20 protein-coding genes are annotated in these 25,568 nt (G+C 62.7%); 5 read left to right on the top strand and 15 right to left on the bottom strand.

Going from position 1 to position 25,568, the window contains the following annotated elements; genetic code table 11:
• Nucleotide 1: 1 nt before the first annotated feature.
• From DMO26_RS11315 to DMO26_RS11295, 5 genes are all read right to left on the bottom strand, one after another.
• Nucleotides 2–1,006 carry an ABC transporter ATP-binding protein gene (locus DMO26_RS11315; RefSeq protein ID WP_226951264.1) on the bottom strand — a complete coding sequence of 335 codons (1,005 nt, stop codon included), beginning with the start codon at nucleotides 1,004–1,006 and terminating at the stop codon, nucleotides 2–4.
• Nucleotides 1,003–2,019: an ABC transporter ATP-binding protein gene (locus DMO26_RS11310; protein ID WP_117192151.1), complete on the bottom strand. Its 1,017-nt coding sequence runs from the start codon at nucleotides 2,017–2,019 to the stop codon at nucleotides 1,003–1,005. Before DMO26_RS11310 ends, DMO26_RS11315 begins: the two co-directional genes overlap by 4 nt.
• A complete protein-coding gene (locus DMO26_RS11305) occupies nucleotides 2,016–2,960 on the bottom strand; it encodes an ABC transporter permease (RefSeq protein WP_117192150.1) in 945 nt (314 codons plus the stop codon). Before DMO26_RS11305 ends, DMO26_RS11310 begins: the two co-directional genes overlap by 4 nt.
• On the bottom strand, nucleotides 2,953–3,930 hold the full coding sequence (locus DMO26_RS11300) for an ABC transporter permease (protein ID WP_117192315.1): 978 nt from the start codon (nucleotides 3,928–3,930) through the stop codon (nucleotides 2,953–2,955). Before DMO26_RS11300 ends, DMO26_RS11305 begins: the two co-directional genes overlap by 8 nt.
• Before the next feature lie 124 nt (nucleotides 3,931–4,054).
• Nucleotides 4,055–5,707, bottom strand: coding sequence for an ABC transporter substrate-binding protein (locus tag DMO26_RS11295; RefSeq protein WP_117192149.1), 1,653 nt, complete (start codon nucleotides 5,705–5,707; stop codon nucleotides 4,055–4,057).
• A gap of 284 nt (nucleotides 5,708–5,991) precedes the next feature.
• Here DMO26_RS11295 and DMO26_RS11290 point away from each other — a divergent pair, with 284 nt between their 5' ends.
• Both DMO26_RS11290 and DMO26_RS11285 read left to right on the top strand, forming a co-directional pair.
• Nucleotides 5,992–6,792 carry an IclR family transcriptional regulator gene (locus DMO26_RS11290; protein ID WP_162894820.1) on the top strand — a complete coding sequence of 267 codons (801 nt, stop codon included), beginning with the start codon at nucleotides 5,992–5,994 and terminating at the stop codon, nucleotides 6,790–6,792.
• A 275-nt stretch (nucleotides 6,793–7,067) separates the two neighbouring features.
• Nucleotides 7,068–8,792, top strand: a complete 1,725-nt coding sequence (locus DMO26_RS11285) for a M28 family peptidase (RefSeq protein WP_117192147.1) — start codon at nucleotides 7,068–7,070, stop codon at nucleotides 8,790–8,792.
• A 317-nt stretch (nucleotides 8,793–9,109) separates the two neighbouring features.
• Here DMO26_RS11285 and DMO26_RS11280 read toward each other — a convergent pair whose 3' ends face one another.
• Nucleotides 9,110–10,903, bottom strand: a complete 1,794-nt coding sequence (locus tag DMO26_RS11280; protein WP_117192314.1) for a thiamine pyrophosphate-binding protein — start codon at nucleotides 10,901–10,903, stop codon at nucleotides 9,110–9,112.
• A 299-nt stretch (nucleotides 10,904–11,202) separates the two neighbouring features.
• On the opposite strand from DMO26_RS11280, the gene DMO26_RS11275 reads away from it, so the two are divergent.
• The 3 genes from DMO26_RS11275 to DMO26_RS11265 all read left to right on the top strand — a co-directional run bounded on the left by DMO26_RS11275 (nucleotide 11,203) and on the right by DMO26_RS11265 (nucleotide 15,247).
• A complete protein-coding gene (locus tag DMO26_RS11275) occupies nucleotides 11,203–13,509 on the top strand; it encodes a xanthine dehydrogenase family protein molybdopterin-binding subunit (protein WP_226951276.1) in 2,307 nt (768 codons plus the stop codon).
• 37 nt (nucleotides 13,510–13,546) lie between these two features.
• Complete coding sequence (locus DMO26_RS11270) at nucleotides 13,547–14,527, top strand: Bug family tripartite tricarboxylate transporter substrate binding protein (RefSeq protein WP_117192145.1); 981 nt, start codon at nucleotides 13,547–13,549, stop codon at nucleotides 14,525–14,527.
• Nucleotides 14,528–14,626: 99 nt separating this feature from the next.
• The gene (locus DMO26_RS11265) at nucleotides 14,627–15,247 is read left to right on the top strand and encodes a nucleoside triphosphate hydrolase (RefSeq protein WP_117192144.1); all 621 of its coding nucleotides are present in this window, start codon (nucleotides 14,627–14,629) and stop codon (nucleotides 15,245–15,247) included.
• A 3-nt stretch (nucleotides 15,248–15,250) separates the two neighbouring features.
• Here the strand turns inward: DMO26_RS11265 and DMO26_RS11260 are convergent, their stop codons facing one another.
• From DMO26_RS11260 to DMO26_RS11220, 9 genes are all read right to left on the bottom strand, one after another.
• A complete protein-coding gene (locus DMO26_RS11260; protein ID WP_117192143.1) occupies nucleotides 15,251–16,153 on the bottom strand; it encodes an ABC transporter permease in 903 nt (300 codons plus the stop codon).
• Between the two features lie 24 nt (nucleotides 16,154–16,177).
• Nucleotides 16,178–17,113 carry an ABC transporter permease gene (locus DMO26_RS11255; RefSeq protein ID WP_117192142.1) on the bottom strand — a complete coding sequence of 312 codons (936 nt, stop codon included), beginning with the start codon at nucleotides 17,111–17,113 and terminating at the stop codon, nucleotides 16,178–16,180.
• The gene (locus DMO26_RS11250; RefSeq protein WP_117192141.1) at nucleotides 17,113–18,123 is read right to left on the bottom strand and encodes an ABC transporter ATP-binding protein; all 1,011 of its coding nucleotides are present in this window, start codon (nucleotides 18,121–18,123) and stop codon (nucleotides 17,113–17,115) included. The genes DMO26_RS11255 and DMO26_RS11250 overlap by 1 nt, the downstream gene beginning before the upstream one ends.
• Nucleotides 18,120–19,178, bottom strand: a complete 1,059-nt coding sequence (locus DMO26_RS11245; RefSeq protein ID WP_117192140.1) for an ABC transporter ATP-binding protein — start codon at nucleotides 19,176–19,178, stop codon at nucleotides 18,120–18,122. The genes DMO26_RS11250 and DMO26_RS11245 overlap by 4 nt, the downstream gene beginning before the upstream one ends.
• On the bottom strand, nucleotides 19,175–20,008 hold the full coding sequence (locus DMO26_RS11240; protein WP_117192139.1) for a metallophosphoesterase family protein: 834 nt from the start codon (nucleotides 20,006–20,008) through the stop codon (nucleotides 19,175–19,177). Before DMO26_RS11240 ends, DMO26_RS11245 begins: the two co-directional genes overlap by 4 nt.
• 57 nt (nucleotides 20,009–20,065) lie before the next feature.
• Nucleotides 20,066–21,712: an ABC transporter substrate-binding protein gene (locus tag DMO26_RS11235; RefSeq protein WP_117192138.1), complete on the bottom strand. Its 1,647-nt coding sequence runs from the start codon at nucleotides 21,710–21,712 to the stop codon at nucleotides 20,066–20,068.
• Nucleotides 21,713–21,880: 168 nt separating this feature from the next.
• Entirely contained in the window at nucleotides 21,881–23,416 is a 1,536-nt protein-coding gene (locus tag DMO26_RS11230; RefSeq protein ID WP_117192137.1) for an alkaline phosphatase family protein, read from the bottom strand.
• Nucleotides 23,409–24,239: a DeoR/GlpR family DNA-binding transcription regulator gene (locus DMO26_RS11225; RefSeq protein WP_117192136.1), complete on the bottom strand. Its 831-nt coding sequence runs from the start codon at nucleotides 24,237–24,239 to the stop codon at nucleotides 23,409–23,411. The genes DMO26_RS11230 and DMO26_RS11225 overlap by 8 nt, the downstream gene beginning before the upstream one ends.
• Nucleotides 24,240–24,494: 255 nt before the next feature.
• On the bottom strand, nucleotides 24,495–25,565 hold the full coding sequence (locus DMO26_RS11220) for an ABC transporter ATP-binding protein (RefSeq protein WP_117192135.1): 1,071 nt from the start codon (nucleotides 25,563–25,565) through the stop codon (nucleotides 24,495–24,497).
• Nucleotides 25,566–25,568: the final 3 nt, after the last annotated feature.

Genomic DNA, 25,568 nt, shown 5'->3' with positions numbered 1-25,568 from the left:
ATTAGAAAAGATGACAAGCTACGAGGCGCGACCCGACAGGCCGCGGCTGCGGCACTTCCGCCGCACAGCGCGCATGCGCCGAAGGACACCGGTCACGGAAAACACAGCCCGAGGGCGGGTTGCGCGGATCCGGCGCGCCACGGCCGATCGGCAACGGATCGTGGCTCTGGTCCGGGTTCGGTACGGGCACCGCGGCGACCAGCGCCTTGGTATAGGGATGCAGCGGCTCGCGCACGATATCCTCGGTCGGCCCGTCTTCCATGATCCGACCGAGATACATGACGATCGTCCGCTCGCAGACGTAGCGCACCAGCGCCAGATCGTGGCTGATATAGATGGCAGTCAGCCCCAGCCTGTCCCGCACATCGCGAAACACGTTCAGCACGCCGGCGCGCACCGAGACGTCCAGCATCGAGACCGGCTCGTCTGCCACCACGAATTCCGGCTGCAGGATCAGCGCGCGCGCCATGACGACACGCTGCAGCTGGCCGCCGGAAAGCTGGTGCGGATAACGGTCGAGGAACTGCGCCGGCTCCGGCAGCTTTACGAGTTCCAGCGCCTTGATGATCAAGTCCTCGCGCTCGCTGCGCGGAATGTCCGCATTCTCCAGCGGCTCCGACAGCGTCTGACGGATGGTGAAACGCGGGTTGATCGCGTCGAACGGGTTCTGGAAGATCAGCTGCGCCTTGGAGCGGAACTTCTTCAACCCCTTGCGGTGAACCTTGGAAAGCTCCTCGCCGTCGAAATGGATCGAACCGCCGGTAATGTCTTCAAGCTTCAGCAGAAGCCGGCCCATCGAGGTCTTGCCGCAGCCGGATTCACCCAGCAGGCCGACACTTTCGCCGCGGCGGATATCGAAGGTGACGCCATCGACCGCCTTCACGACGGTGGACTTGCCGCGCATGGCGGCGAAGGCGCCACCGACCTGATAGTGCAGCTTGGCGTCATGCACGGAGACGAGAACGTCGGATTTCTTGGTCGCGCCCATCTTGGTCAAAATCGTCATGCGCGGGCCATCCAAGTCTCCGTCTTGGCGGCTTCGATACGTAAGTTTTCGCTTTCTGATGCCCGATGGCATAGCACCGGATGTCCGGGCGCGACGTCGATTACCGGCGGCTCCGAGCCGCAAAGATCGAGCGCGAAGGGACAGCGCGGCCTGAAGCGGCAGCCGGCCGGCGGATTGGCGAGGTTCGGCGGTGCCCCTTCGATCGGCGTCAGGATGCCGGATGCAGCACCCTGCAGATCTGGGAAGGCGTTGCGCAGACCCATGGAATAGGGATGCGAGGGCGCCGTCAGCGTCTGCTGCATGGTGCCGGACTCGGCCACTTTGCCGGCATACATGACGACGGTGCGGTCGCAGATATAGGCAACCACTGAGATGTCGTGCGTCACGAGGATGACCGACAGGCCGAGCCGCGTCTGCAGCTCCTTCAGCTGGTCGAGGATCTGCCGCTGTACGATGACGTCGAGCGCCGTCACCGGCTCGTCGGCGATGATCAGCTTGGGATCGAGCGCCAGGGCCAGCGCAATTGCCACGCGTTGGCGCATGCCGCCGGAGAACTGATGCGGATAATCGGTGAGCCGCCCGCGGTCGATGCCGACCATGTCGAACAATTCTTCGGAACGCGCCCTCGCCTGCTTCCGATCCATGCCGCCGCGCCGCCGCAGCACTTCACCGAGCTGGTATTCGACCGTATAGACCGGATCGAGCGAGTTCATGGCGCTCTGCGGAATGAACGCGATGTCGCGCCACCGTAGCGCATTCATCTCCTTCTCCGGGATTTTTGCGAGGTCCTTGCCGTCGAACAGGATCTGCCCGCCGGAAATCGTCGCATTGTCGGCGATCACCCGCGTGAGCGCGCGAGCAACGGTGGTCTTGCCGCAGCCGGATTCGCCGACAAGGCCCGTGATCGAGCCCCTCGGGATGTCGAAGCTCGCGCCGTCCACGGCATGGACGAAATTGCGTCCGACCTGGTAGCTGACGCGAAGATCCCTTACTGAGAGAAGCGGCTCTGTCATCGGTTCAACTTCGGGAAAAGGATGTTTTCATATCCGCGGGTGATGAAGAAACCCGCGCTGACGACGAGAATGATGCAGACGCCCGGCGGTACGAACCAGTAGTAGGCCTGCTTGGCGAGCGCCTGACTGGCGAAAGCGTCCTGTAGCATGTAACCCCAGCTGATCGAATCCGGATCGCCGAAACCGAGGAAGCTGATCGAGGCTTCCGTCAGGATCGCCCAGCCGATTGCGATCGATCCGTAGAGGAAGGAGAGCGGCAGGATGTTCGGGGCGATGTGGCGCAGGATGATCCTGAAGTCCGACGATCCCGCCACCCGCGCCGCCTCGACGTAACCGCGGGTGCGGAGCGTCAGCACCTGGCTGCGGATGACGCGCGCCGTATCGCGCCAGAGTACCAGTGCCATGGCCAGGACGACGTTCCAGATCGACGGTTTCAGGAACGCTGCGAGCACGATGACGAAGGGCAGGAACGGAATGCCGAAGGCGATATCGGCCAGCCGCATCAGCACCGCATCCACCCAGCGACCGAAATAACCGGCGACGAGGCCGATGATCGAGCCGATCAGCGCCACCATGAAGGCCGCGGTAACGCCGATCAAGAGCGCCGAACGGCTGCCGTGGATGAGCTGCGAAAACACGTCCCGGCCGAGGCTGGTGGTTCCCATAAGGAAACCATCCTGCCCCGGCCGGAGGTCCGCCGCCAGATCATAGGAAGGCGTATAGAGGATCTCGGTCGGATCATGTGTTGCAATGCTATCGGCGAAGATCGCCGTCGCGATGAAGATCAGGTAGATGACGAGGCCGGCGACCGCGAAAGGATCATTCACCGGCAGTCGCAATGTTCGGAAGAAGCGAGCGATGATGTTCGGGCGCCTCGGCGCGGCGACTTCGGGCACCACCGCTTCGGAAACGGACGTCTTGACGGCGGCGACCTCAGGCATGGGAGATCCTCGGATCGAGGAAGGCGTAAAGCAGGTCGGCCAGCAGGTTCATGAAGATGACGACGAGCGCGATCATCAGAAAGGCGCCCTGCGCCAGCGGATAGTCGGAGGCGGCAACCGCATTCACCAGCTCGCGGCCGAGACCCGGCCAGGAGAAGACCGATTCCACCACGACATTGCCCTGCAACTGGTAGCCGACGGCGATCGCGAACGATGTCATGACCGGCAGCAGCGCGTTGCGCGCCGCATGGCGCACCACGACGGTCCAGTTTGAGAGACCCTTGATGCGGGCCATGGTGACGAAATCCTCCTTCATCACGTCCAGCATGTTGGAGCGCATCAGGAGAAGCGGCAGGCCTTGGCTGTAGATGGCGAGCGTCGCGGCCGGCAGCGCCAGATGCGCCAGAAAATCGCGCGACGTATAGAGGTCGAGCAGGCCGGAATATTCGGCGCCGGGATTGCGCGTGCCGCCCGCCGGAAACCAGCCGAGCGAAAAGGAGAAGATCGCAAGCAGCACCATGCCGAGCCAGAATTCCGGCATGGCCCGGGTGGTGAGCACCATCGGAATGGCCGCCTGCTCCACCCAGCTGCCGCGCCGCCAGGCCAGATAGGCGCCGGCGAGAATACCGAAGGCATAGGCGACGATCAGCGAGGAAAATGTCAGGATCAGCGTGTTCGGCAGAAGTTCGAAAATGCGCTCGCCGACCGGCGCGCGATAACGGAAGCTCTGGCCGAGCTCTCCTTGCAACAAGTTGCCGAGATAGATCAGGTATTGCTGCCACAGCGGCTTGTCGAGGCCGAACTGGGCCATGAGCTGCTGCTGTTGTTCCAGCGTGAACGTCGGGTCGATATAGGCGGCCATCGGATTGCCCGGCATGAGCCGGAACATCAGAAAGAGGATGGTCACCACGGCCCACAGGACAAAAGCGAGCTGCAGCAACCTGCTGCCCACAGCCTTGAAATTGCTCATCTGAAAAAATCCTTTTTCTTGGCTCGGCCCCTCGGGAGGAAGGAGGCCGACGTCAAGCATCAGGCAAAATGGGAGGCGACGCTGGGAGGAAGCAGCCGCCTCCCTGGAGAATCCTGGGTCAGGACTACTTGACGGCGACGGTTTCTTTCTTGTCGCCTGGATAGTGGAGCTTGCCGCCTTCCAGCGTATAGCCCGCATCCTTCAGGGTCTTGGCGGCGACCGCCTGGCCGGTCTTGAAACTATCGACGACCGACTTGTCGTGCCAGAATTCGAGCGCCGGCGAGACGATCGAGTTGGAACCAACCGCAAAGCTCTTATAGGCAGCCTTGACGATCAGCTGGCGGTCGACGGCTTCGGACAGCGCGCGACGGAAGGCTGGGTCGTTGAAGGGCGGACGACGTTCGTTGAACGCGATGTAACGGAAACCCATGTCGACTGTCGAGACGACTTCCAGATCGCCGTCCTTCTTGGCGGCATCGAGCAGAACCTGCGGATCGCCGGTCCATTCGCCCATGAAGTTCGTCTCGCCGGAACGCAGCATGCCGAGCGCCGCTTCCGCATTCGGGACGATACGCAGGATCCAGCGGTCGACCTTCGGCGCGTTGAAGTGATCCTTGTTGGCGGCAAGCGTCACGGACTCGTTCTTCGCCCAGGAGACGAACTTGAAGGGACCGGAACCGATCGGCATCTGTTCCTGATAGCTCTCGGCCGTTTCCGGCTTGGCGGCGAGATCCTTCAGGATCGGCTCCCAGACATGTTTCGGGATCAGGTTGATCTTGGCGAGGCTGGAGGTGACGAAGGAGGCGGCCGGCTTCTTCAGCTTGAATGTGATGACGTCGCCGTTGATGGTGATCGTATCGATGTTCGTACCGAACGGCTTGTACATCGGGGCTTCGCCGCCGACAGCCGCTTCGAACGAGAACTTCACGTCTTCGGGGGTCACCGGCTTGCCGTCATGCCATTTCATCCCGGACTTCAGCTTCACGTCGACCGTGGTCGCGTCCTTCCAGGTGAAGCTTTCCGCAGCCCAGGGCTTCGGTAGACCATCCGGACCGACGCGCAGCAGGCGGTCCCAGACCAGTTCGGTGATCCAGCTATCGACGCCGCCGGAAATGTAGAGCGGGTTGATCGCCTTGATGTTGTCGGACGAGTTGATGATCAGGTCCTTCTTGGCGCCGGCAGGCTCGATGCCGAGAAAGGTCCACGTGTTGCGAATGCCGATGCCGCTCTGGTTGACGACCGATTCCGGCTTCCAGACGGTCTTGTCGAAGGCGAAGGTCGATTTCGGATGAACCAGCATCATGTAGGGCTGGTCCTTGCTGAGGATTTCCTGCGCCTTGTAGACGAGCGCCTTGCGCTTGGCGGGATCGATCTCGCCGCGCTGGGCTTCTGCCGTCGCGTCGTAATCCTTGTTGATGTAGCCCGCGAAATTATAGCCGTTTTCGGCGGTCGAGGAATGGAAGAGATTGAAGACGAGCTCGTCCGGATCGGAACGTTCGGGGCGGCCGACCATCTGCCATGCGGTCGAGTCCCATTCGTTGCGCTTGTACCAGACGACGTCGGACATCTGCTCCCACGGGATCGCACGGACCTCGACATCGAGGCCGAGCTTGCGCCATTCCTGGGCGATCAGTTGCACGGACTGGAATTCTGCCTGCTGGCCGGCCTGCGGACGGGACAGGATGGTGATCTTGCGGATCGGATCGCCGGCCCAGGCGGGCAGAGCGACGGCCGTTACCACAAGTGCTGCGAATGCACTTTTCAAGACGGACTTCATGATCGTTCTCCTCTGAATAGCTTGACTATTCTCTTTGTTGGCAAAGGGTTGGCTCCCTTCGCATCGCAAATCCGAAATCGCTCACCGAACACGCCCAGCGCGCATTAGGAAACTAAGCTAAATCCACAGATTTCATTGCAGGCGGAGCGGGACCAGTTGCAACGCATCACGCAATGTTTTATTCTGTGAAACATCGTTTCGCATTGCAAACGAGTAAATCACATTCCCAGAAGATTGCAAGAAGCTTGAAGCAATCCGTTTCGGGAACACGGAGGAGACGGTCTGTGACCGAACAGAAAGACTACAAGATCGCGGCGGTTGACCGCGCCCTTGCCCTTCTCGAAGCCTTGGCGGACCGCCCCGAACAGGGCGTCACATCGCTTGCGAAGTCGCTTGGCATGACGAAATCCCTGGTTTTCCGCCTGCTGCATACGCTGGAGGAGCGTGGCTTCGTGTCGCGCGACCCGGAGCGTGCCGAGTATTCACTCGGCTACCGCGTTGGCGTGCTCGGCGAGCGTCTCGGCAAGGACGGTGCGCTGCTTTATGCCGCCCGCCCGGTCATGGACGACCTGCGGGACCGGACATCGGAAAATATCAACCTTGTCGTGCGCGAGGGGCTGAAGAGTTACGTTCTGGCGACCCGCGCCGGCCGCCATTCGATCCGACTCTTCGCCCAGGCTGGCCGCAACGGCCCCCTGCATGCCGGAGGCGGCTCGCTGCTGCTGCTTGCCTTCGCCGAGCCTTCGGTGGTCGATGCAGCGCTTGCTCAGCCGCTCGAAGCTTTTACGCCACACACCGTCACCGACCGGACCAGACTGCGCCAGATGCTGGAACGCATCCGGGCAAACGGCTACAACATCGTCGTCAACGACCTCGACGAAGGCGCTTTCTCGGTTGCCGCACCGATCCGGGGTGCCGACGGTAGCGTGATCGCCTCGATCTCGGTCGCCGGCGCCGTGGTGCGTTTCGACGAGGAACGCCGCGAGGCCTATCTCAAGGCGGCCTTGGAAGCCGCCGCGGAAATTTCCGAACGCCTGTCGATCCATGGACCGGGCGAAAGCGGCCGTATGAAATCAACGGCTTGAGAAGCCGCGGACGAGCCTTCTCCGTCATCCTCAGGCTTGTCCCGAGGATCTAAGCCGTCTCGTCATCGCGAACGCGGATAGATGCTCGGGACCAGCCCGAGCATGACGGAAGTCCAAATCGGCCTTACGAAAATCCGCGGGCGCTTTAGCGCCCGTTTTGGTCAGTGCGATTTCTTGCCTTCCAAACCGGCTTGCGGGCCTGAAAAACCTCTGTTAGCGTCCCTGAGTTTTATGAAACGATGTTTCATCTGATAAAACAATGGGGAGTACCGGAGATGAACGAGATCGAATCCGCCGTTCTGGGAGCGGTGAAACTGGATGAGCCCTGGGCGCTGATCGAAAGCTTTTCGACCTACAAGCGCGAACATCCGACCGACGTGAACCGCGCCATGGACGAGGTTGCCGAACGCCTCAAAAAGCACGGCGTCGAGGTCAAGATGCACGAGGCGGACCTCTACCTCAGCCTGCCGGCGCTGGCCCGTGTCGAGGCCAACGGCAAGACCTTCCGCGCCAAGCCGCCGTCCTATTCCTTCGATGCAAAGAGCGGCGCGAAAGGCAAGCTGGTCTACATACCGAGCCTGCAGCCGAAGGCGATCTCGACCATGTTCGAGAAGACTGTCGACGGCACCGGCGAACTCGCCGCCCTCGTCCGTGGCAAGATCGTGCTGTCGGAAGGTTTCGCCAATCCCGGCCTCGTCTCGCAGTTCACCGAACTCGGCGCGACCGGCGTCATCGCCATCAACCCCGGCGTCGATATCCACTGGGGCACCTGCACCACCGTCTGGGGCACGCCCGATCTCGATGATCTGCCGCGCAAGCCGTCGATCCCGGCGGTCGCCGTCAACCGCCAGAGCGGCGACGAGCTGATCGAGCTTGCCAAGTCCGGCGCCGAGGTGACTGTATTCGCCGATATGGAAGAGGGCTGGTTCAAGTCGAAACTGCCGGAAGTCTTTATCAAAGGCACCGACGAGCCGGAAAAATACATCCTGCTGCACGGCCATCTCGACAGCTGGGATGTCGGCGTCGGCGATAATGCCACCGGTGATGCGACGCTCCTGGAAATCGCCCGCGTCCTCTGGGCGAACCGCGACAAGCTGAAGCGCTCGGTACGCATCTGCTGGTGGCCGGGCCACTCGACCGGCCGCTACGCCGGCTCCACATGGTTCTCCGACAATTTCGCACTGGATCTCGACGAGAACTGCGTCGCTTCGGTGAACTGCGACAGCCCCGGCTGCCGCTGGGCGACTGAATTCATCAACCTCTGCATGATGACCGAGACGGAAGCTTTCCTCTCCGACGTCATTCGGGAAGTGGCCGGAAAGACCGCCGAAGCCGAACGCCCCCACCGCGCCGGCGACTATTCCTTCAACAATATCGGCCTATCGAGCTACCTCATGCTCTCCTCGACGATGACGGAACGGGACCGCGAGGAGAAAGGCTATTACACGGTCGGAGGCTGCGGCGGCAACATCGCCTGGCACACCGAAAACGATACGCTCGAAATCGCCGACAAGGATATTCTTCTGCGCGACATCAAGGTCTATCTGCTGGCCGTGCTGCGCAATGCGAACGCCAGGATCCTGCCTTTCGACTGGCGTGCGACTGCGAAGGAATTCCTTCACACGGTCGACAGCTACCAGAAAAAGGCTGGCAACCGCTTCGACCTTTCGCCGGCCCGCAAGGCGGTGGAACAGCTCGCCGCGACGCTGGCGGACTTTTATGCCGGCATCGACAGCGGCAAGATCGAGGCCAGGAAGGCGAACCACGTGATCCAGAAGCTGGCGCGCATCCTGGTGCCGCTCAATTACACCCGCGAACAGCGCTTCCGCCACGACCCTGCCCTGCCGGTCCCGGAATTGCCGGCCCTTTCCGCCGCCGCCGATTTCGACAAGCTCGGCCCCGAAAAACTCGGCTTCGCCAGGACCCAGCTCGTCCGCGGCCAGAACCGCGTGATCTCGGCGCTGCGCCAGGCGGAAGAGTTGGTGCGTTCGGCGGGTTGATCCGGCGAAGTTTAGGACTTTTCGAAATGACAAAACCGCGTCGACCTTGTCGGCGCGGTTTCTTTTTGGCTTGACTCGGAAGGAGAGCGGAGACCCAACCTTCCCGTCATTCCTGTGCCCTTATGGCTTCGCCAAAGGTAAAATCACAGGAATCCAGCCACGCGAAGTCTTTCGCGTGAAAAGACTCTCTTCGCGCCGCGGACGCGGCGCTGCTGGATCCCTGTGACAAGCACGGGATGACGGAGTGTATGAAAGCGCCGGCTCACCAACCGGCCCTCACCCACTCCCCGACATTAAGTCGCCACCCCCTGTCGCGCTCAACCACCCGTCGAACTCTCCCCGCTCGAACGCACCAGCAGCGGCGCGCTGTAGCCCGGCTGCACCCTGACGTCGATGAGGAAAGGCTTGCCGCTCGCCACCACGTCGAGCCCCTTGCGGATCGCCGCGGCAAGGTCCTTGTGGGCATCCACAGGACCCATCGCCTCGACACCCTGCGAGTGCGCGAACTCCACGAAATCCAGCGCCGGATCGTCGATCCGCATGCCGATCCATTTGTTCTCCGGCGGCCGGCCGCGCATCTTGGCGACGGCCTCCTGATGCACCTCGTCGTTGAAGTTCGACAAGTTGTTGGAGATGATGAAGAGCAGCGGAATATGGTAATGGGCCGCCGTCCAGAGCGCCGTGCCGCCCTGCATGAAATCGCCGTCGCCGAGCACCGCGACCGGCAGGCGTCCGCTGTCCTTCAGCGCCAGGGCCGCACCGACCGCAGCGCCGGGGCCGGAACCGAGGCCGCCGCCGCCTTCCGAGCCAAGATAATCGAGCGGCGAACGGAACTGATAGCTGTCGCTCGCCCAGCCGATCGTCACCTTGCAGATCGTCAGGTTGTAATCCGCCCTCACCTCCTGCAGCGCCACGCCGATATCGCGCGGACGGATGATCTCGCCGGCATCGCACGCGGCAGGCGCCTTCGCCGGAGCGCCGCCTGCAAAACGCGGCTTGCCGCTCAATTTCCCTTCGACGACCGGCAGCAGTTGCGCGACGAAACCATCTGGCGCGGCAAGCAGCTGCAGATCGGCCGGCGGCAGCGAAAAATGGTCGGTGCTCCAGCCGTTGTGCAGGTAGGAATCGAGCGAACAGTTGATGACTTTGGCGGCGATCGCGTCTTTCCTGCCGAGCGCCTGCTGGAAAGCGCCGCCGATATCCACCCAGTCGAGCCCCAGGACGACATCAGCCTCCCTGATGACGGTCTTCGCCCTGTCGCTCAGGAAGCTTTGCGGCGGCGCGGCATGCAGGTCGTGCTCTGTCGGGAAGGCGGCGGCGTTCTTGAGATCGGTCAATACCTTGGCGCCGAGCAGCTCGGCCAGTCTGACGCGGTTGTCCCAGTCCGACTGCTCGCGTGAAACCCGGCCGATCAGGAGGACGGGCGATTTCGCGGCAATTAGCATGTCGGCGGCCCGTTCCACCTGTTCCGGCGAAGCGCTAGGCGCCGCAGGCACCTCGTAACGCCGGAGGTCCGGGATCTTGATCTCGCCGATCGCCTCTTCCTGCAGGCCGGCATCGAAGCAGACATAAACCGGGCCGGTCGGTTCGGTGCGGGCAATCATGTTGGCGCGCAGCATGCTCTCCACCAGCGCCGCCGCCGAGCGCGGTTCGTCGTCGTATTTCACGTAATTTCGCAGCAGTGCGCCCTGGTCCTTGGCGGTATGGATCCAATCGATCCACGGGCGGCGGGCGGCGGCATCCACCGGGCCGGTCGCACCGAAGACAATCACCGGCGCCCGGTCGCACCAGGCATTGAAAATGCCCATCAGCCCGTGCATCAAGCCGACATTCGAATGCAGAATGCATCCCATCGGTTCACCGGTTACCTTGGCATAACCGTGGGCGATCGAGACCGCATGATCCTCGTGCAGGCAGAGCAGCATCTGCGGGCCGTTATTGCCCAGATAGTTGACGATGGAATCATGCAGGCCGCGGAAGCTGGCGCCCGGATTGAGCGCCACATACTTGAGACCCGTGCGGCGCATCATCTCCGCCGCCACGTCGCTCCCCCAGCCCATCCTCGGATTCCCGACATTGGCCGGCTGCTCGATAGCGCTGATTTCTGTCATGTTTCCTCCCGCCGGCACGCAAAAACGGGCAAGCCGCTCCGACATTCGGACGGCCTCTCCTCCCCGTTCCGGTACCTCTGAACTTCTCCTCGTGGCCGAGCTCGTCAGCCACCCTGAAATCATAGTGACAGTATAAAATGGCATTTGTCAAAGTTGAATTCTTGCTTTAGCGTCTGCGACTGGGAGAGGTGCAGGACAGCAGGATGGGATACCATCGACCCGGAATGTGATTCGCCGCTTCGCTTGCGCGCCTCGCATCCGGCAGCGGCATGTCTGGCATTGGGAGAAGTTTTTTGAGCATGGATCATCAGGTCTTCACCGGTCGCCGGGAAGACATAAGACTTGTTACCGGACGTGGCGAATATACCGCCGACAAATCCCTAGAAGGCCAGCTCTATGCGGCATTCCTGAGAGCCGACCAGCCGCATGCACGCATTCTCTCGATCGATATCGAGGCCGCCCGCCAGGCACCGGGCGTGCATATCGTCTTGACCGGCAAGGACGCACTGGAAGCGAGCCTTATTGCTCCCGGCCCGCTCGTCGCTTTCCCCGGCGTCGACGGCATGATGATCAAGGCGCCGAAACGTTACGCACTTTCGACCGACCGGGTGCGCTTCGTCGGCGAGCCGGTTGCGCTGGTCGTTGCCGATAGCGCCGAAGCTGCTGCCGATGCGGTCGAACTGATCGCCGTCGAATACGAAGACCTGCCGATGGTGGTCGATGCGCGCGAGGCTCTGGAAGACGGTGCGCCGCAGCTTTTCGACGAGGTGCCGGGCAATCTCGTCTTCCATCACGGCTTCGGCGACAAGGCTGGGACGGACGAGGCCTTCGCCAGAGCCGCACATGTATCGACCATTACCGTCGATTCCCAGCGCGTCGCCGCCAACCCCATGGAGCTCAAATCCTTCATGGTCATCTACGATCCGGAGACGGATGTCTTCGATATCCACTCCGCCAGCCAGGGCACCGGCCTTGCGGACGGGCTCGCCCGTTTCACGGGCCATCCGCCGGAAAAAATCCGTCACCATATGGGCGATGTCGGCGGCAGTTTCGGCATTCGCGGTGCGCCCTATCCGGAATATGCGGCGATGATGCTGGCCGCCAAAAGGCTCTGTCGGCCGGTCCGCTGGACCGGCAGCCGCACCGAAAGCTTCCTCGCCGATTACCACGGCCGCGCGGTGAAGCTGAGCGGCGAACTGGCCCTCGGCGAAGACGGCGAATTCCTCGGCATCCGCATCGACGTCGTCTGTGATCTCGGCGCCTACCATTCGCCGCCGGGCGCGCTGATCAACGTGCTGAACCCGATGCTGACCGGCACCGGCTGCTATCGTATCCCGACAGTTTTCGGCCTCAACCGGTTGGCTTTCACCAATACCTCGCCGATCGCCGCCTATCGTGGCGCAGGGCGGCCGGACATCAACTATTTCGTCGAACGTCTCGTTGATCAGGCAGCCGTTGATATCGGCATGGACCGTATCGAGATCCGCCGCCGGAACCTCATTCCAGACGACGCCTTTCCTTATAAAACGCCGACCACCGTCTATGACAGCGGCAATTACGTCGCCATGCTGGAAGAGGCTGTCGCCATTTCCGATTGGAAAGGTTTCGAAGCCCGGCGCAAGGAGGCTCAAGATCGCGGCGCGCTCCGCGGCATCGGCATGGGCATATTCATCGAGCCGTCCGGCGGCGGCGTAGTGCCGGAAGAAACCGAAATCCGCTTCGAGGCGGACGGTTCGATTACGCTCTACACGCTCTCCGGCTCCGCCGGTCAGGGCCATGAGACGATCATGCCGCGGCTGGTCGCACAGGAACTCGGCATCGACGAAAACCTCATCAACTTGCGTGCCAACAGTCCGAAGGCGCCTCACAAGCTGAAGGGCGCCGGCACGATGGGCTCGCGCAGCATGGCCTCCCATGGCGCCGCGCTGACGATCACGTCCCGCGAGGTGGTGAAGAAGGGTTTCAAGCTGGCCGCGGAAGCGCTGGAAGCTTCGGAAAGCGATATCGAGTTCGATCACGGGCATTACAAGGTGGCAGGTACAAACCTCTCGATCACCCTGCTGGAGCTTGCCGCCCGCAATACGACGGTCGAAGGCAATGCCCTCGATACCTTGTCCTCGATCCAGCCGGAGCGCAATTTTCCCGGTGGCGTGCATGTCGCTGAAGTGGAGATCGATCCCGCTACCGGGGAGACCAAGGTTATCTCCTATATCGGCGTCGACGATGCCGGTCGCGTTCTCGACCATACGATGCTGGAAGGCCAGATGCATGGCGGCTTGGCGCAGGGTGCCGGCCAGGTCTTCGGCGAACACATCGTCTACGACCGCGACAGCGGCCAGATGCTGACCGCCACCTTCATGGACTATTTCATGCCGCGCGCCGACTTCATGCCGACGCCGCGCTTTCTCGACAGGCCCGTTCCTTCGCCGACCAACGTGCTCGGCGTCAAGGGCGGTGGCGAGGCCGGCACGACCGGTGCTCTGCCGACGCTGATGAACGCCGTTCTCGACGCTCTCCGGCCGGCCGGCGTGGAACAGTTCGACATGCCGGCGACGCCTTACAGGGTTTGGGAGGCCCTTCGGCGGGCCAGGGAGGGCGGCCGGTAACACAGCTGCAAGAACCTGATTTCCAGAGGAGGGGAACATGGGTTTGATCAACAGATTCTCGACATTTGTCATCGCTTCCGCGCTTGCGCTGGGCGGCACAGCCGCTCCGTCGCTGGGGCAAGAGAAATATCCGAGCAGGACGATCGAGTTCGTCGCCGCTTTTCCGGGAGGCAGCGGCGCCGACGTGCTGGTCCGCTACTTCGCCCAGAAGATCGGCCAGCTGACGGGAGCGACCACATTCGTTACCAACAAGCCGGGCGCCGGCGGCAATATCGCCACTGAATACACCGTGCGCGCCAAGCCGGACGGTTATACGATCTACATCCATTCCGGCAGTTCAGTCGCTTCCAGCCAGATGCTGATGAAGGCACCGACTTATGACGTGGCGAAGGACCTTCAGGTCGCCGCGACCATCAACCAGCAGGCCTTCATGATCGCCGTTGACAAGGCGAGCCCTTATAGCACCCTGCAGGATCTCACGACCGCGATGAAGGAGAAGAAGGAGAACGCCAGCTACGGCATCGCCACGGCAACCGGCAAGATCCTCGGCGTTCTCTATTCGACCAAAGCCGGCATCAGCCCCATTCAGGTGTCCTACAAGCAAAGCTCGGACGCCACCAACGACATGAAGAGCGGCACGATCGATTTCGCCATCATCGACCCGGTCCTGGCACTTGCCCAGCAGCGCAACGGCGAAAGCCGGCTGCTTGCGATTGCCTCCGGCACGCGCATGAAATCGGCGCCCGACGTGCCGACCATGACTGAAGGCGGGGTTGCAGGCATCAACCTGATCGGCTGGTTCGCCGCCATGGTGCCAGCCCAGACGCCGAAGCCGATCGTCGACCAGATCAACGGCTGGTTCAAGGAAATCCTCGCCCAGCCGGACACGGTGAAGTTCGTGCAGGACAATGGCGGCGACGTGTTCGTCAACGCACCGGAAAAGGGCCAGGAATTGTTGAAGCACTCCCTGGTCGAATGGGGCGAATATATCAAGATCGCCGATATTCCGAAGAACTGAGGCGAGTTAGCACAATCGGAACCGGAGTGGTAACCCTGCGCCGGCTTTTTTCGCCAAGCCTTGTTTGCTATGCCTGCCGGATCAAGAGGCAGGCAGATAATGACACTCGACGAGATCACCCAAACCGTCATCGACAAGGCCAATGACAGGCGACGCGTCATCGTAGCGATTGCTGGACCGCCGGGCGCCGGCAAGTCGACATTGGCAGATGCCTTGCGAGAGGCATTGGTCGCCCGGCGCAAGTCCGCGGAAGTACTGCCGATGGACGGTTTCCATATGGACAACGGCGTTCTCGAAGCGCGCGGCCTGCTGCCGCGCAAGGGTGCGCCGGAGACTTTCGACGTTCGGGGTTTCGCCGATATCCTCCGCGCCGTCCGACAGGCGGATGAGGAAGTGCTCGTGCCGGTCTTCGACCGTTCACGCGAGATCGCCATCGCCTCGGCCCGACCGATTTCACCGGATACGCATATCGTTCTGGCGGAGGGCAATTATCTGCTGATTGACCAGGCCCCCTGGTCCCGGCTGTTCGAGATGTTCGATCTCACCATCTTTGTCGGCCCCGAGGAAGATGTGCTGCGTGAACGGCTGACCGCACGCTGGGTGCATTACGGCCTCAACGAAGCCGGCATCGCCTGGAAGCTCGACGGCAACGACCTGCCGAACGGCCGCTTCATCATCGCCAATTCCAGAAAAGCCGATATCCGCCTCGAAACCTTCTGAAGCCTATTTCAGCGTCGGATCGATCCGGTCGCGCAGCCAGTCGCCCATGATCGACACCGACAACGTGGTGATGACGATGATCGCCGATGGCATCAGCATGATCCACGGCGCCGACTGGATATAATCGCGGCCGTAGCCGACCATGTTGCCGAGGCTGGTCTGTGGCGGTTGGAGGCCGATGCCGAGGAAGGAGAGGCTCGATTCCAAGAGGATGACGCCCGGAATGTTCAGCGTCATGGCCACCACGATCGTCGCGGATATGTTGGGCAGGATGTGGCGCAGATAGATGCGCCAGGGCGAGGCGCCGATCTCCCGTGCCGCCGCCGCATATCCTTGCGTATTGGCCGAGATCGCCAGGCCGCGGGCAATGCGCGTCACCTGCTCCCAGCCATAAAGGCCGAGCAGCATCACGAAGATCGTCAGCGAATTGCCGAGGAAAGCGAGCACGGCGATGGCGATGATCATGAAGGGCATGGCGAGCTGCGCATCGACGATCGTCAGGATGACTTGGTCGACCCAGCCGCGGAAATAGGCGGCGAGGAAGCCGAGCATGACGCCGATGGCGGTCGAGATCATCGTCGCGCAGATCGCTACCGTGATCGAGACGCGGATCGAGGTCAGCGTGCGGGAGAGCACGTCGCGGCCGAGCTGGTCGGTGCCGAGGATATGGTTGAAGGCGCCCCCAAAAAAGGCCGGTGGCTTCAGCCGTGCCAGCACGTCCACCGCCATGAAGTCGTACGGCGTCAGGAGCGGCGCGAAGATCGCGATGAAGATCATCAGTGCCAGCCAGGCGAGCGCCAGGATCACCAGCGGCGGCCAGGCCTGCAGGAAGGTCTGCAGCTTTCCTTTCTCGGTGAAGACGCTGCCCTCGGTCGAGGTCGAGAGTCCGTCCTGTTCGATTGCCATCTGGAAACTCCTTACGCCGCCTTGTTAAGCCGTCTGGGCCTTGGGGCTGCGCATGCGTGGATCGATGAGACCGTAGAGAAGGTCGATGAGAAGATTGGAGAGCACCATCATCACCCCGATCAGAAGCAGGATGACCTGCACCACCGCGAGATCGCGCGACTGAACCGAAGTGACGAGCAACCGGCCGATGCCCGGCCAGGAGAAGACGCTCTCCACCACAACGGCACCGCCGACCACGTTGCCCATCATGAAGCCGAAGACGGTGACGATCGGCACGGCAGCATTCGGCAGCACATGTTTCGTCACCACCTGCCCCGAGCGCACGCCCTTCGCGGCCGCGGTACGCACGAAGGGCCGGCCGAGCACCTCGACCATGGCCGACCGGGTATAGCGGGCTACGACCGCCGCACCCGCGATGCTCAGCGTCGCGATCGGCAGGATCATATGATAGGGCGTCGCATAGCCGCCGGACGGCAGCCAACGGAGCTGCACCGCAAAAACGAGAGCGAGCACCAGCGCCAGCACGAACGGCGGCACGGTGAAACCGAAGATCGAGGCGGACATGATCGCTCGATCGAAGACCGAGTTCCGGTAGAGCGCCGCCAGCATGCCGGCAGCAACGCCGATGGCCGTCTTCAGGAACAGCGTCGGCACCATGATCCACAATGTCGCCGGCAGGCGGGCGAACACCGTCTCGACCGCCGAGCGGTTCTCGCGCATGGAATTGCCGAGATCGCCGTGCAGCACCGCGATGATATAACGGTAGAACTGCACCCAGATCGGCTGGTCGAGGCCCCATTCGCGGCGAAAAGCGTCGATCACCTCCGGCGGCGTCTGCGACGGATCGAAGAAGCGCTCGGCCGGATCGCCCGCAAGCCGCAGCACGAAGAAGGCGAAGGTGACGATGATGAACAGCGTGACCAGGGCGCGCAGCAGGCGCGTCGAAACGAATTGCAGCATCAGGCGGCCTCCCCCTTGGTGACCGGCACTCCGGCAAACGATGGGTCGTTGATGAGATGGCAGGCCACCGTGCGACCGGCATCGGAAATGAGTTCCGGACGAAGCGCCCGGCACACCGGCCTCACCTCCGGGCAGCGGGTGTGGAAGGGACAGCCAGAAGGCACGTCGACCGGGTTCGGCGGATCACCGGAAAGGATGATTCTCTCTCTCGCCGGACGCCCCTTGCGCGGCACGGCCGAAACGAGCGCGCGGCTGTAGGGGTGCAGCGGCTGGTGAAGCACCTCGTCCGGCCGGCCGATCTCGACGATCCGGCCGAGATACATGACCGCAACCTTGTCGGCGATCTGCCGCACCACCTTCAGGTCGTGGCTGATGAAGACGCCGGTAAAGCTGTTGCGCTCCCGGATATCCTGGAAGACGTTCAGCACCTGCGCCTGCACCGAAACGTCGAGCGCCGAAACCGGCTCGTCGCACACAAGAAGTTCCGGCTCCATGACGAGGGCGCGGGCGATAATGACGCGCTGGCGCTGACCGCCGGAAAGCTCGTGCGGAAACCGCTCGCCGTGATGGAACGAGAGCCCGACATCCCCCATCACCGCCCTCACCCGCGCCTTGCGCGCATCCGGCGTCAGCTCGGGAAAATGCACGACCAGCGGCTCCTCGATCTGCCTCGCCACGGTGATGCGCGGATCGAGCGCGCCGAGCGGATCCTGGTAGATCATCTGCATGCGGCGGCGCATCCGCCGCCAGGCCAGATTCGGCACCGCACCGATTTTCTCGCCGCCGAAGGTGACCTCGCCCGATGTGGACGGGATATGCCCGAGCAGCAGGCGGGCAGTGGTCGATTTGCCGCTGCCGCTCTCGCCGACGATGCCGAGCATCTCGCCCGGCGCCACATTGAAGGTCAGCCCGTCGACGGCTTTCAGGATCTTCGTGCGGGCAAAGAGGGTGCCGCGCTGGCGGAGCTTGAAATGCCGCGCGAGGTTCTTGACGGAAAGCTCGCCTTTCATGGCACCATCCCCACGCCCGCGAGGGCGGAAGCCGGCATCCGCCCCCCGACAGGCGGCAGAATGTCGTCGAGCTTGAAACAGGCGGCGCCATGCCTCGCGTCCTGGCCGAAAACCGTCATTTCCGGCACCGCCCGCCGGCATTCCGGTCCGCCGACCGCACAGCGCGGGGCAAAGGTACAGCCAGCCGGCAACCGGTCCGGCGGCGGCACGGAGCCGGGGATGGCGAGGAGACGCTGGCGCGGCCCGTCGATCGATGGAATGGCATCGATCAGTCCACGCGTATAGGGATGCGCGGGATTGTCGAACAGGTCGGCAGTCGGACTGTCCTCGATCACCCTTCCGCAATACATCACCATCACCCGCTCGGTCATCTCGCCCACCATGCCGAGATCGTGGGAGATCAGCACCAGCCCCATGTTGCGCTCCCGGCGCAGGTCGTCGAGAAGATCGAGGATCTGCGCCTGGATGGTCGCGTCGAGCGCGGTGGTCGGCTCGTCGGCGACGAGCAGGTCCGGTTTGCCGGCAAGCGCCATCGCGATCATCACCCGCTGGTTCATGCCGCCGGAAAACTCGTGCGGATATTCGTCGAGCCGCTGGCGGGCATTGGCGATGCCCACCCGGTCGATCAGCCGTTCCGCTTCCTTGCGGGCCGTCTCGCCGGTCAGCCCCTGATGCAGCCTGAGTGCCTCGCCGAGCTGCCAGCCGATCTTGTGCAGCGGGTTGAGCGAACTCGACGGATCCTGGAAGATCATTGCGATGCGGCCGCCACGGATCTCGCTGAGCCGCTGGTCGTCGGCGCCGAGGATTTCCCGGCCGTCCAGCTTCGCCGAACCGCTCACCCGCGCATTGCGGCCGAGCAACCCGAGCACTGCCATCCAGGTGATCGACTTGCCGCAACCGGATTCGCCGACGATGCCGAGCGCCTCGCCGCGTCTGAGCGTGATGTCGATACCGTGCAGCGCGCGGGTGAAGCGACGGCGGCTTTCGAATTCGACGGTCAGCCCCCGGATCTCCATCAGGCTGGAGGTTTGTATGGGATTGGTGCCAGTGGTCATGCGCCTGTCTCCATCGCCAGATCGGCTGTTTGAGATGCCCCCACCTGCAGCAGATGCCGCTGCGTTCCCTCGAGGATCACGCAGCTCAGCACCTGACGGAGATAGACGCCGGTATCGACATTGATGCGGTTGGGGAGGCTTTCGACGGCAGGCCGCGGCGTGTGGCCATGAACGACCACCTTACCGAAATTCTTCCGCGAGAGCAGGAACTTGTCGCGTATCCATGTCAGGTCCTCGATCCGCTGATCATCCAGCGGGCGATCGGGATCGACACCGGCATGGGCGAAGAAATAGTCTCCGTCGCCATGCCACAATGGCAAGGAAAGCATGAACTCCCTGTGACGGTCCGGGATTGCGGCTGCAAAGTCCTTCTGGAGGGCGATGGCGCGGTCGATATCGGCAACGCCCGCGAGAATGTCGCCCTCTTTCAGCCCATAGGAGACCAGCGTTTCCAGCCCGCCCTTGATCGCCCAGCGCGACAGGACGGAGGCGTCGGCCAAAAAGGTCGCCAGCCAGTCGTCGTGATTGCCGCGCAAGCAAAGCGTCTCGACGCCGTCCACGCCGTCGTCCTGTGCCTGGGCAAGCGCCTCGACCACTTCGAAGGAATCCGGGCCGCGATCGATGAAGTCGCCGAGGAAAATGACCAGCGCCCGGTCCGCCGGGTAGCGCCGCATATCCTCGACGATCGCATTGCGCATCGCCGCGAGAAGCCCTGCATAACCATGGATATCCCCCACGGCATAGATGCGCCGGCCAGCGGTTCCGGCCTCGTCGGCATCCTTAAATTCCGGCCAGCTCTCGGTGGCGAGCGCGCGGCGGTGAACGGTCATGATGCAAAAATCCCGGATAGCGAGGCGGGGCGTCCGAAGGCGCCCCGCCATCGTTGATTACTTCTTCTTGCTGATCGAGAAGGAACCCGGGCGGAAATCCATCACGAACATGGCGGACGGCTTCCACTGGATGTCAGCACGCTTGCCGTAAAGGATGGCGTTCTGATGCAGAACCAGCATTGCCGGGTCTTCGGCTTCGATGATCTGCAGCGCGCGGGCGAAGGACTTCTTCACTTCGGCCTTGTCGGTCGAGGTGTTGAGAATGTTGCACAGCTTGTCGAACTCGTCGTTCTGCCACATGCCGCCCTTAGGGTTGGTCTTGGTGTTGTAGGAACCATAAGGGCAATTGTTGGCGAGCAGCGCGACTGGGAAGGCGAAATAGGCCGTGTTCGACAGGTCCTGCATCATGCGATCCGGAGCCGGATCGTTCGGGTTGTCCATGACCGCAAAATCGATGTTGAAGCCGATCTTGCGCAGGTTGTCGAGGTCGAACTGGGCGACCGTCAGTTCGTTCGGATAATAGTCGTTGTGAACGCGGTAGGTGATCTTCTCGCCTTTGTAGCCGGCTTCGGCGAGCAGCTTCTTGGCAAGTGCCGGATCATAGACCGGCGACTTGAAGTCTTCGACGAAGAGATCGCCGAACAGCTTGTGCTGGAAACCCTGCGGCACGGCGGTGAGGCCGCCCCAGAGCTGATTGACGATCGTGTCGCGGTCGATCGAATGCGACAGCGCCTGACGGATCAGCTTGTTCTTCAGCGGACCGTTATTGGTGTCGAGCGCGATGAAGCGGATATTGGCGACCGGACCGCCGACGACGTCGAAATCTTCCGAGTTCTTGATCAACGGAACCTGGTCCGGGCCGACGTCGCTGACGATGTCGTATTCGCCGGACATCAGGCCGTTCATGCGGCTCGCTGCTTCCGGAACGACCATGATGTCGAGCTTGGCGATCGGCGGCTTGCCGCCCCAGTAGTCGTCGTTGGAGACAAGATGGATGGCGGCACCCTGGTCGACGCTGGTGACCTTGTAGGGACCGGTCGCAACCGGATGCAGGGCGTAGTCTGCCCAGGACTTGGCTTCCTGGAAACCGCGCCTGGAGATGATCGCCGCATAGTTGACGCGGGCAAGACGGGCTTCGGTGTCCAGCGTCGCCTTTTCCATGATGAAGCGGACGGTGTAGTCGTCCACCTTCTCGACGGTCTTCAGGAGCGGCCATTCCGACTTGCGGTTGGCGGCGGTGACAGCCGGCGGAACGATACCCTTGGTGCCGTCGGCGCGGGTGAAGGTCGGCTGGCCGGCTTCGCGTGCCTTCACCTGTTCCGGCAGGCGGCCGTAGCGTTCGTCGGAGAAGGAGAAGACCACGTCGTCGGCCTTCATCTCGTCGCCATTGTGGAACTTGACACCCTTGCGGAGCTTCAGTTCCAGCGTGGTCTCGTTGAGCCACTTCCATTCGGTGGCGAGACCCGGCCTGGCGGCAAGGTTCGGGTCGGAGAGATCGAGCGAGATCAATTGCTCGAAAATCATATTTTGATACTTGCGGGCCGCCGTGCCGCCGTTATCGGACGTGTCGAGCGAACCGGCCGTACCCATGCTCTGGACGGCGACCGTGATGTTGGGGCGTTCCTGGGCAAGGGCCGCGGTGGAAAGGAAGGTGCCGGCGAGTGTGAGGCCCGCAAGCGACAGTGTCCTGATATTCATGGTCATTGCAAAATCTCCTTCGAAGGAAAGCGCAGTGGAAAATGAAACCGTCTTCGGGACGGCATGGCTTCGCCGCGCGCCGGCGGAAGTCTTCCTGCCGTCGTTCGGTATTTCCGATGTCTTGGTATCCTGCGAAAACGCCCGGTCAGGCCGGGCGTTTCATGGCAAGAAAGGTCAGGCCAGCAGTTCCGCGACCTTGGGTTGGGCGGCGGCCACGGCCGCCTCTTCGGTCAGAAGATTGGCTTCGTCGACATAAGCGCGGCCCGCGACATGGCCGATGACGATACGCGACGTCTTGCCGTCGACCGAAGCCGTGAACTCCGTCACGACGGGCGCCTCGACGATCTCGCCGTTCTCGAAGAGTTCGCTCATCGGCCGGCCGGTCATGGTCGCGGCCCGCTCGACGCCGAGAAGTTCGAGAATGGTGGGGGCGATATCGTAGATCGCGGTGCGCGATGCGATCACCTGCCCGCCACGCTTCAGGCCGGCGCCCTCGCCGATCAGTACGGCCGCAAGTTCGGTCCAATGCAGGCCGCCGTGCGAACCGCCGCCGAGTGGGATGCCGCTATAGCTGCCGGCGTCGCAGATCGAGGTGCCCGACACGCCGAATTCGTTCTTTTCCGCGCTATCGCCCCGCAGGTTGATATAAAGGTCCGGGGCGCGGCGGTGACCGGCGCCGGTAAGGTCCAATGCCAACGTGCCGGGAATGATGCCCTCGTGCGAACCCGGCTCGGCTGCACGGGTAAAGGTCGCGCCGTACCAGGGTTGGGCGGCGAGCGCATCGAAGACGCCCTGCAGCAGGCCCTTGTCGAATTTTCTCAGCCAGAAGCCCGGCGCGCGACCGCGGCGATACAGCACGTCGATCCCGTCACGCAGGCTGGTGTCGGCGGAGATGCCGGCCTGTTTCAACGCATCGCCGACGGAGATGAACCGGTTGATCGTCGAATGACCATGATCCGAAGTGACGAAGATGACAATCCCGTCCTTCTCCGGCTGCTTTTCGCGCCATTCGAGAAGGTTGCCGATCGCATCGTCGCAATCCTTCATGGAGGCAAGCATGCCTTCGGCGCCGAGACCGTAGCGGTGCGAGGCGCTGTCCACTTCGGTCAGCCAGATGATTGCGGCATCCGGCTTCTGCGCCGGCCAGACCGTATCGGTGAACACGGCAACCGCCTGGCGCTCCGCACCGCGATCGAGGCCGCCGGCCGGCATGCGATGCTGCTCGGCCACGTCGACGGCCAGCTCCGGCGGGAAGGCGATGGCCGGATGACGGACATTGTAGCCGGTCTGGCCATGATCGGCGCCCTTCCAGTTGAGCGCGGTGAACGAACCCTGCCCGCTCGAGTTCACCACGGCGAAGGACTTGCCGTTCTTGGCAAGCGTCTCGGAGAGATTGGTCGCCGTCACGAAGCCGCCGACGATCCGTTTGTCGCCCGAGCGCCAGTCGTGGATCGTATCCGTGCCGGTGAGCCTGCCTGAGCCGTCGCGGGAATAGAATTCGTTGCCGAGAATGCCGGTGGTCTCCGGCCGCGCGCCGCTGGCAAGCGCCGTCAAGGCGCCGCGTGTCTCGCTCGGAAACACGGTGCGGTGATCCTTGCTCGAAACGCCCCGCGCCCGCATGGCTGCGAGGTTGGGCATGGTCGTTTCGTTGATCATGTCGGGGCGCAGACCATCGATACCGACGACGATTACATGACGGATGTCAGCCATTGTCATTGACCTTTTCTGGCAGATACGGAAGTTCGGAAATCTCGGATTTCTCGCCGGACTGGTCCGGATAGAGAACGCTGGCGCCGGCCTCGGTCAGGAGACCTGCAAAGGGCTCTTCCAGCGGCATGTCGGTGACGAAGGTTTCGATATCGGCAAAGGGAATGCTGCGATAACGGCCGACGGCACCGATCTTGGTATGGTCGCCGACATAGATGCTGGCGCGGCTTTGGACCGCAAGCCGGGTCTTCAGCTCCATATTGTGCTTGGTGCGCTCCACCAGGCCGTATTCCGCATCGAGCCCGTAGACGCCGATGATGGACAGATCGAAGCTGCATTTCTGGATCGCGGAAAACACCTCGTCTCCGAACAGCGTCTTGGCATTCCAATCGTAATCGCCGCCGGTCAGGATCACCTTGTGTCGCTGGCCGGCCTGCAATGCGTCACCGATCGCCGGCATGTTGGTCATGACCGTCACCGGTGGGCCGTTGCGCATCGCCTGCGCCACCGCCAGGACCGAACTGCCGCCGGTCATGAAGATCCACTGATCCGGCTGGATCATCGCCGCGACGAGATTGCCGATCGCCTGCTTCTCCGCCCGTTCCATGTTGATGCGCTCGTCAAGCGCCGCCTCGCGGCCGGAGGGAATGGCGCCGCCATAGACCCGCTGCAGCGAGCCGCCCCGCTCTAGCGTCACCAGATCGCGGCGGATGGTCTCCGTCGAAACGCCGAAGGTTTCCGCAATCGCGCTGATCGACATGCCGCTGCCGCCATTGATCAGGCGGATGATGGTCTGGTGTCGGCTGGCTGCCGGAATCTTGGACATGAACGGTCGCCCCTGCTGTCGGGCAGGTTTCTAGGGCGCAAACATTTCAGCAGCGTGACACATTTTTGAACTTATATTGTCACTCCAACAAAGACGCACAAACCACCACATTCGAAGAAACCGGACGAATCCAAAAAAGAAGCGGCCCGGGGAACCGAAGCCGCTTGAGCTGGGGGGACAGAGGGGAACCTCGGCTGCGGGTATCGTGCCGGGAGGGCAGGCGCAGACGGCATCGAACCGCCCTCAAAGCAGCGGCTACAAGGCAACGCCGCTTTCGCGGTCGAAAACATGTACCTGTTCGACGGGAATGTTGGCCTCGAAACGAGCACCGTAACGGGCCGGATATTCGCCGTCGACGATCGCCACGACCGGCTGGCCGGCAAGATCGAAAACCACATGGGTCTGCGCACCGGTCGGCTCGACCAGCAGCGTCTGGCCGGCAAGCGCCGTTCCGCCCGCGCCGGGGCTCAGGTGTTCAGGGCGCAGGCCGACCTTGATCGACTGGCCGCGCTTCACCTTGCGGTCCGGCGAAATCCGGATTGCGGTTCCGTCGCCGAGGCGTGCGGCAGCCTCGCCGCCCTCGCCGTCCACCGTGCCGTCGAGCAGGTTCATTGCCGGCGACCCGATGAAGGCGGCAACGAAGAGGTTGGCCGGCTTCCGGTAGAGCTCCATCGGCGTGCCTTCCTGCTCTACCCGGCCCTGGTTGAGAACGACGATGCGGTCGGCAAGCGTCATCGCCTCGATCTGATCGTGGGTGACGTAGATGGACGTGGTGCCGACCTTCTGATGAAGCTGCTTGATCTCGGAGCGCATCTGCACGCGCAGCTTCGCGTCAAGGTTGGAGAGCGGCTCGTCGAACAGGAAGACGGCCGGGTTGCGAACGATCGCCCGACCCATGGCGACGCGCTGGCGCTGACCGCCGGAAAGCTGCGCCGGCTTGCGGTCGAGAAGCGGCATCAGGTCGAGCATGCGTGCGGCTTCGTTGACCCGCTCGGCAATCACCGGCTTCGGGGTGCCGGAGAGCCGCAGGTTGAAGCCCATGTTTTCGGCGACCGTCATATGTGGGTAAAGCGCGTAGGACTGGAACACCATGGCAATGTTGCGCTCGCGCGGGGTCAGCTCGTTGACCACCGCATTGTCGATAACGATCTCGCCGCCGGTAATTTCCTCAAGCCCGGCAATCATGCGCAGCAGCGTGGATTTTCCGCAGCCGGAGGGGCCGACCAGCGCGACGAATTCGCCGTCTTCGATCGCCAGCGACACTCCATGGATGACCGGGAGTGCCCCATAGGCTTTGCGGACTTGTCTGAGTTCGACGGATGCCATGCG

The organism is Rhizobium terrae (assembly GCF_003425685.1).
GTDB lineage: Bacteria > Pseudomonadota > Alphaproteobacteria > Rhizobiales > Rhizobiaceae > Neorhizobium > Neorhizobium terrae.
The sequence above is the reverse complement of the archived record's forward strand: the minus strand, read 5'-3'. Positions and strand labels throughout refer to the sequence as shown.